Origin of the sequence: Streptomyces sp. SID11385 (assembly GCF_010548245.1) — a bacterium.
Taxonomy (GTDB): Bacteria; Actinomycetota; Actinomycetes; order Streptomycetales; family Streptomycetaceae; genus Streptomyces.
Genome location: NZ_JAAGLR010000915.1, coordinates 1 through 5,892, shown reverse-complemented (window position 1 = coordinate 5,892; position 5,892 = coordinate 1). Strand labels below are relative to the sequence as shown.

Annotated in this window: 6 protein-coding genes; 4 read left to right on the top strand and 2 right to left on the bottom strand. The window is 73.9% G+C overall.

All coding sequences use genetic code 11. From position 1 onward, the window contains the following. Both G3I42_RS28055 and G3I42_RS28050 read left to right on the top strand, forming a co-directional pair. The coding region (locus G3I42_RS28055; protein WP_164290544.1) for an ABC transporter ATP-binding protein at positions 1 to 411 on the top strand (411 nt) is incomplete at its 5' end. Between the two features lie 134 nt (positions 412 to 545). Beyond that, the gene (locus tag G3I42_RS28050; RefSeq protein ID WP_164290542.1) at positions 546 to 1,082 is read left to right on the top strand and encodes an XRE family transcriptional regulator; all 537 of its coding nucleotides are present in this window, start codon (positions 546 to 548) and stop codon (positions 1,080 to 1,082) included. Between the two features lie 321 nt (positions 1,083 to 1,403). Here the strand turns inward: G3I42_RS28050 and bla are convergent, their stop codons facing one another. Then, the gene (bla, locus tag G3I42_RS28045; protein WP_164290540.1) at positions 1,404 to 2,321 is read right to left on the bottom strand and encodes a class A beta-lactamase; all 918 of its coding nucleotides are present in this window, start codon (positions 2,319 to 2,321) and stop codon (positions 1,404 to 1,406) included. Between the two features lie 163 nt (positions 2,322 to 2,484). On the opposite strand from bla, the gene G3I42_RS37910 reads away from it, so the two are divergent. Together G3I42_RS37910 and G3I42_RS28035 are read left to right on the top strand one after the other, a co-directional pair. Further along, positions 2,485 to 3,384 carry a LysR family transcriptional regulator gene (locus tag G3I42_RS37910; RefSeq protein ID WP_239096724.1) on the top strand — a complete coding sequence of 300 codons (900 nt, stop codon included), beginning with the start codon at positions 2,485 to 2,487 and terminating at the stop codon, positions 3,382 to 3,384. After that, positions 3,381 to 4,295 carry a serine hydrolase gene (locus G3I42_RS28035; protein ID WP_343244690.1) on the top strand — a complete coding sequence of 305 codons (915 nt, stop codon included), beginning with the start codon at positions 3,381 to 3,383 and terminating at the stop codon, positions 4,293 to 4,295. The genes G3I42_RS37910 and G3I42_RS28035 overlap by 4 nt, the downstream gene beginning before the upstream one ends. Before the next feature lie 121 nt (positions 4,296 to 4,416). On the opposite strand, the gene G3I42_RS28030 is transcribed toward G3I42_RS28035, so the two are convergent. Then, positions 4,417 to 5,538, bottom strand: coding sequence for an LLM class flavin-dependent oxidoreductase (locus tag G3I42_RS28030; RefSeq protein ID WP_164290537.1), 1,122 nt, complete (start codon positions 5,536 to 5,538; stop codon positions 4,417 to 4,419). Positions 5,539 to 5,892 lie beyond the last annotated feature (354 nt).

Sequence of the window (5,892 nt, the reverse complement as noted above, 5' to 3'; positions counted from 1 at the left end):
CTCGCGCTGGTCGGCCTGCCCGCCGCGTACGCCGCGCGCAGGCCCGCCGCGCTCTCCGGCGGCGAGCGGCAGCGTGTCGCGATCGCCCGCGCCCTCGCGACCAGGCCCCGGCTCCTCGTGTGCGACGAGGCCGTCGCCGCGCTCGACGTCTCCGTACAGGCCCAGCTCCTCAACCTCCTGCGCGCACTCCAGCGCGCGGAGGGCTTCGCGATCCTCTTCATCACCCACGACCTCGGCGTGGTCCGGCAGATCGCCGACCGGGTCGCCGTCATGTACCGGGGCAGGCTCGTCGAGGAGGGCGACACCGCGCGGGTCCTCGACACGCCCGCGCACGCGTGGACGCGCAGGATGCTCGCCGCGCTGCCCGAGGAGGGGGACCTGCCCGCTCCGGCCGCAGAAGCCGCAGGCTGACGGCCCGCCACGAGCCCGATAGAGTGAGGCGGCCCCGCCCGGAGGAGGAGACGGTGAGCGGAACCACGGCAGCTTCGGCCCCCAGGCCGCCGCGCGCCCGGAGCGGCGCGGAAGCTCCCGGAACCGTCGCGGGCGTGCGCTCCGCGCTGGCGGGGAACCTCGGCAGGCTCCGCCTGGCCCGGGGCCTGAGCCTGCGCGAACTCTCCGCGACGACGGGCGTCAGCAAGGCACTGCTCTCCCAGATCGAGCGCGCCGAGGCGAACCCGACCGTCGAAGTCCTCGTGCGGATCGCGGAAGCCCTCGACACGAGCAGCGCCGAACTCCTGCGCCGCCCGCTGCCCCGCCCCGAGATCGTGCGCGCCGCCGAACTCGCCGTGCCGGACGACGAGATCTCGGTGCACCTCCTCTTCTCCAGCCACGAGCACGGCAGGACCGAGCTGTACCGCACGGTCCTGCCGCCCCGCAGCCGCAGCCAGGCCAGCACGCACGGCACGGGGTCCGTCGAGTACGTGATGGTGGTCACCGGGCACGTCACACTCGTCGCCGACGAGACGCCGTACCCTCTCGCCCCCGGCGACGCGGCCCGCTTCTCGGGCGCCGTCGAGCACTACTACACGACGGGCACCGAGGGCGCGGTGACCCACTCGATGCTGGGGTACCCCCGCGCCTGACGCCGTCACGCCTTCTCGTAGCGGTCAGGTGGGCGAAGACGACGACGTCGGCGGGGCAGCCGTCTTCCGATCGAGGCTGCCCCCGCGGGTGGGCAGGCGCAGTTCCGGTCTGCCCGCGCTGCCGCAGCTCTGAGGCGCGACCCCACAGCAGGGCAGAGGGGATGCCACGTGATCCCGGGTGTCAAGGGGCGCAGGTTCGGAGTCTGCCGTCCCGACGGGAGACAGTCGCGGCTCAGGGCCGGTGTCGGAGACGTCCGATACCGGACCCGAGGCGTTCTCGGGATCGGGGCCTCCAACCGGAGCTTCAGCCGGCGGGTGCCGTCAGGTCAGCGCCTCGGCCACCAGGGCGGCCGTCCTGGCCACGAGGGGGTTGTCCGTCGGTCCGGCGGGGTCGTACTTGGTGGAGAGCACGGACAACACCAGCGGAGCGCGGTCCGGGGGCCAGACGACGCCGACGTCGTTGGCGACCCCGTACTGGGCCCCACCGCCTGTCTTGTCCGCCAGGACCCAGTCGGCGGGCAGGCCCGACCCGAAGCGTTCGTCGTCGGTGGTGTTCGCGACCAGCCATCCGGTGAGCTTCTCGCGGTCGCCGGGCGTGAGAGCCCGGCCGACGACGAGACGCGCGTACGTCCGGCCGATCGCCCGCGGGCTGGTGGTGTCCGTGTCCCGCCAGGGTTCCGCGGAGTTCAGCTCGGGCTCCCAGCGGTCGAGGCGGGTCGTCGGGTCCCCCAACGATCGGCAGAAGCGGGTGATCGCCGTGGGGCCGCCCAGCGCGCGCAGCAGGAGGTTGCCCGCGGCGTTGTCGCTGAAGGAGACCGCCGCGGCGCACAGTTGCGCGACCGTCATGCCGTTCGCGAGGTTCTCCGGCAGCCCGGTGACCGGGGCGTAGCCCGAGGTCCGGGTGAACTCGGCGGTGTAGCGGACGCGCACGGCCAGGAACTCGCCCTCGCGGTCGAGGTCCCGCAGGACCGCCGCGGCGGCCAGCCCCTTGAACACGGAGCACATGGGGAAGCGCTCGTCCGCGCGATACGACACCGTCCTTCCGGTGGCCGTGTCCAGCGCGAATACTCCGAGCCGGGCCGCGTACTCCCCTTCGAGCGCCCGGAACCGGCTGACGAGCGTGTCGCCGGGGGCGGCGGCGTACGCCGTGCCGCGCGTCGTCGCCAGGGCGGTCAGTGCTGTCCCGGTCGCGAGTGTCAGTACGGTCCGGCGGGAGGGCCGGGCGGCGGTCCTGTGCATCGGCGTTCCTCATTTCTCGTCGTGGGAGGCCCCGGGCGGCTGCCGGCTCACCCGTCCGGCGTCGCCGGGCCGTCCCGGTGCCATGCCCACAGTCAAACCACGACTCCGGAAGAGGGTCGAATACACTCTCGACCGCCTGGCGATTCACCTTCCGAATCCGCGCATGTCAGGGGGCAGGTTGCTGACGGAACGCCATCTGGAGATCTTCGTCGCGCTCGCGGAGGAGGAACACTTCGGCTTCGCCGCCCAGCGCGTGGGGATCACGCAGCCGCCCCTGTCGCAGGGGCTGCGCCGACTGGAAACGCTGCTGGGTGTGCGCCTGTTCGACCGCACACGAGGCGTGACGCTCACGGAGGAGGGGGTTCTGCTGCTGCCTCATGCCCGCCGGGCGCTGGCCGCGCTCACCGAGCTTCGCCAGGCAGGGGCGCGGGAACGGTCCGACGGCCGCCGCCTCCGGGTCGGTCTGGCGCACGAGGTACCCGCCCACGTCGCGGCGGCGATCGCCGCCGCGACCACCCAGGCCCCGGAACACCATCGCCTCAGCGTGCTGACCGCCCCGACCGCCACCCTGCTCACCGAGACGGCCGCGGGGCGGCTCGACATCGCCGTGATCCGGCATCCGTCCGTACTGCACAGCCTGGCCGCGGGCCCGGTGGTGCTGCTGCCGACCTGGTTCCTCAGGCCCGTGGACGACTCCGGCGGACCACGACGTCGTCCCGGGCACGGTCCCGGGCACCTGCCCGTGGCGGTGCGCCCCCGCGAGGAGGCCCCTGCGGCGTACGACCTGTTCGTCGACACCCTGGCCAGCAGGGGCCGTCGGGTGGAGACCGTGCCGGTCTCCGACGAGCTGGCCGGGCTGGCGCTGGTGGCAGCGGGCCAGGCGGTCATGGTCACGGCCGACCGCATGCTGACCGCCGACGGCGTCGAACGCGCGGAAGCGCTCGATCCACCGCTGCCCCTCCGGCTGCGGGTGGTGTGGGACTCCCGACGGCCGGACCACGAGACCACCGGGCGGACGGCGCAACTGCTCGTCCGGGAACTGGCCCGGCAGGCCGCGCAGTGAGCGGGGCCAGGTGGGAGGGGAACGCACGGCACAGGATTCGCGACCTGTTCGCGGACGCCGGGGTCCGCGGCTGGCTGCACGTGGCCGAACTGCGCCGACCGGCCGCCTGCGTGACGGTCGACCCCGACGAACCGGTGCCCGTGGGCTCCGTCTACAAGGTGCCCCTGATGGTGGCCTTCTGCCGCTTGACGGACAGCGGGGCCATCGACCCCCGGCAGCGGGTGACCCTCGGCGCGGCGGACCGGATTCCCGGACCGACCGGCGTCTCCCTCCTCCAGGACGAGGTCACCATGTCGCTGCGCGACCTCGTCGTCCTCATGATGACCATCTCCGACAACACCGCCGCCCACGTGGTGCAGCGTTGGGTCGGCACCACGGCGGTCGAGGCGGTGTGCCAAAGCCTCGGTATGCCGGACACGCATATCCGCGGTGGTGCGGCCACCACCTTCGAACGGCTGGTGACGGAGACCGGCGCCCCGTCGCTGAGCGCCGCGATGAGACACCTCTCGGACAACGACACCACGGTGCCCGAGGACGTCTACAACCCGCTGCGGAAAGCTTCCTCCACACCCGCGGACATGGCACGGATGCTGCGGGCCATCTGGACCGACCGGGCGGCCTCCGCGGCCGGCTGCGCGTTCATGCGCGACGTCATGGGCCGGCAGCCGTGGAGCCACAGGCTCGCCTCGGGTTTTCCCCACGACGACGTCACCGTGTCGGGAAAGACCGGCACGTTCGGTTCGATGCGGCACGAGGTCGGCGTGGTCGAGCTGGCCGACGGCAGCGCGTACACCGCGGTGGTCTTCACCCAGGCGGCCCGCGCCGACAGCAGGCTCCCGCGCGCCGATGCCGTCATCGGCGCCGCGGCCCGGACCGCGGTGGAGGAATTGCGCGGCAACGAGGGAACGTGAAGGCACACGGCTGTCGGCCGCTCTCCGCTCGTCCTCCACGACGGGGAGCCGACCCGCCGCACGACCCGCTCACCCACCGCGGGCATGGGCGGGGACCACCCGCCGTGCCGCGGGCCGGCCGTCAGCGGGTGCCGGTCGTGGCGGCGCCGGGTGCCCGCCACAGTCCCCGGCGTTCCAGGAGCGGCAGCACTCCCTCGCCGAACCGGTACGCCTCCTCCAGGTGCGGGTAGCCGGAGAGGACGAACTCGTCGATGCCCACCGCGTGGTACTCCTCGACGAGCCGGGCCACCTCCTCGTGCGAGCCGACCATCGCGGTGCCCGCGCCGCCCCGCACGAGCCCCACACCCGCCCACAGGTTCGGGTGGATCTCCAGCGCGTCCCGCCGCCCGCCGTGCAGCGCGAGCATCCGCCGCTGCCCCTCCGACTCGCTGCGCCCCAGCCCCCGCTGGACGTCCTCGACGACCTTGTCGTCGATCCCGTCGAGCAGCCGCGCCGCCTCCGCCCACGCGTCCGCCGAGCGGTCCCGCGAGAGCGTGTGCAGCCGGATGCCGAAGCGCACCTCACGCCCCTCGCGGGCCGCCAACTCCCGTACCGCGCCGATCTTCTCCGCGACGGCTGCGGGCGGCTCGCCCCACGTGAGGTACACGTCCGCGTGCCGCGCCGCGACGCGCAGCGCGGCGGGTGAGGAGCCGCCGAAGTACACGGGCGGTACGGGGTCGGGGAGCCGCCCGAGGCGCGCGCCCTCTACGGTGAGGTGCTCCCCGGCGTGGTCCACGCGCTCCCCGCGCCACAACTTCCGCACGACATGCAGGAATTCGTCCGTCCGCGCATAGCGGCCCTCCTTGTCGAGGAAGTCCCCGAACGCGCGCTGCTCGGCGCTCTCGCCGCCGGTCACGACGTTGAGCAGCAGCCGCCCGCCCGACTGCCACTGGTAGGAGGCGGCCATCTGTGCGGCGAGCGTCGGCGAGAGCGTGCCGGGCCGGAAGGCGACGAGGAACTTGAAGCGCTCGGTGTGTTGGCTGATCATCGCCGTCGTCAGCCACGCGTCCTCGCACCACGTGCCGGTCGGCGTCAACGCCCCCTCGAAACCGAGCTGTTCGGCGGAGCGCGCGATGAGGCTCAGGTACCCGACGGACGGCGGGCGGTCGCCGCCGCTCGCGGTCACGGGCGTGCCGTGGCCGCCGCCGACGACCTCGCGGCTGTCGCCGTTGGTGGGCAGGAACCAGTGGAAGGTCAGGGGCACGGGAAAGCTCCGTTCGGCACGGCGGGACCCGCCGGGGCGTGCGAGGAGGAGCACGGCGCGCGGGCTCGATGGGGCGCGGCACGACGCCGTACGGGTGAGCGAGGGGGGAGGGCGGTACGGGGCCGGGAGCGGTACGGGGCGCCGCTCAGCGTGTGCGGCCCGTGCGCGTACCGCCCGTGGTGGCGCGACACGCCGCGCTCGACACCCGGGCGAGGTCCACGTGGCGACGCCGCGTCAGAACCGTGCGCAGATCCATGCCCCGATCCAAACGGCGCCCGGCGGGGGTGTCAAGAGGGCCCCGGCTCGGAGAAGCCCCGCCTCGTACCGGCTCGCCGGGCGGGAGCCGCCGCCCCG

Excerpts from the sequence above, each read along its gene's own strand:
- bla (WP_164290540.1), bottom strand. The coding sequence starts at position 2,321 with ATGCACAGGACCGCCGCCCGGCCCTCCCGCCGGACCGTACTGACACTC.
- G3I42_RS37910 (WP_239096724.1), top strand. The coding sequence starts at position 2,485 with ATGTCAGGGGGCAGGTTGCTGACGGAACGCCATCTGGAGATCTTCGTC.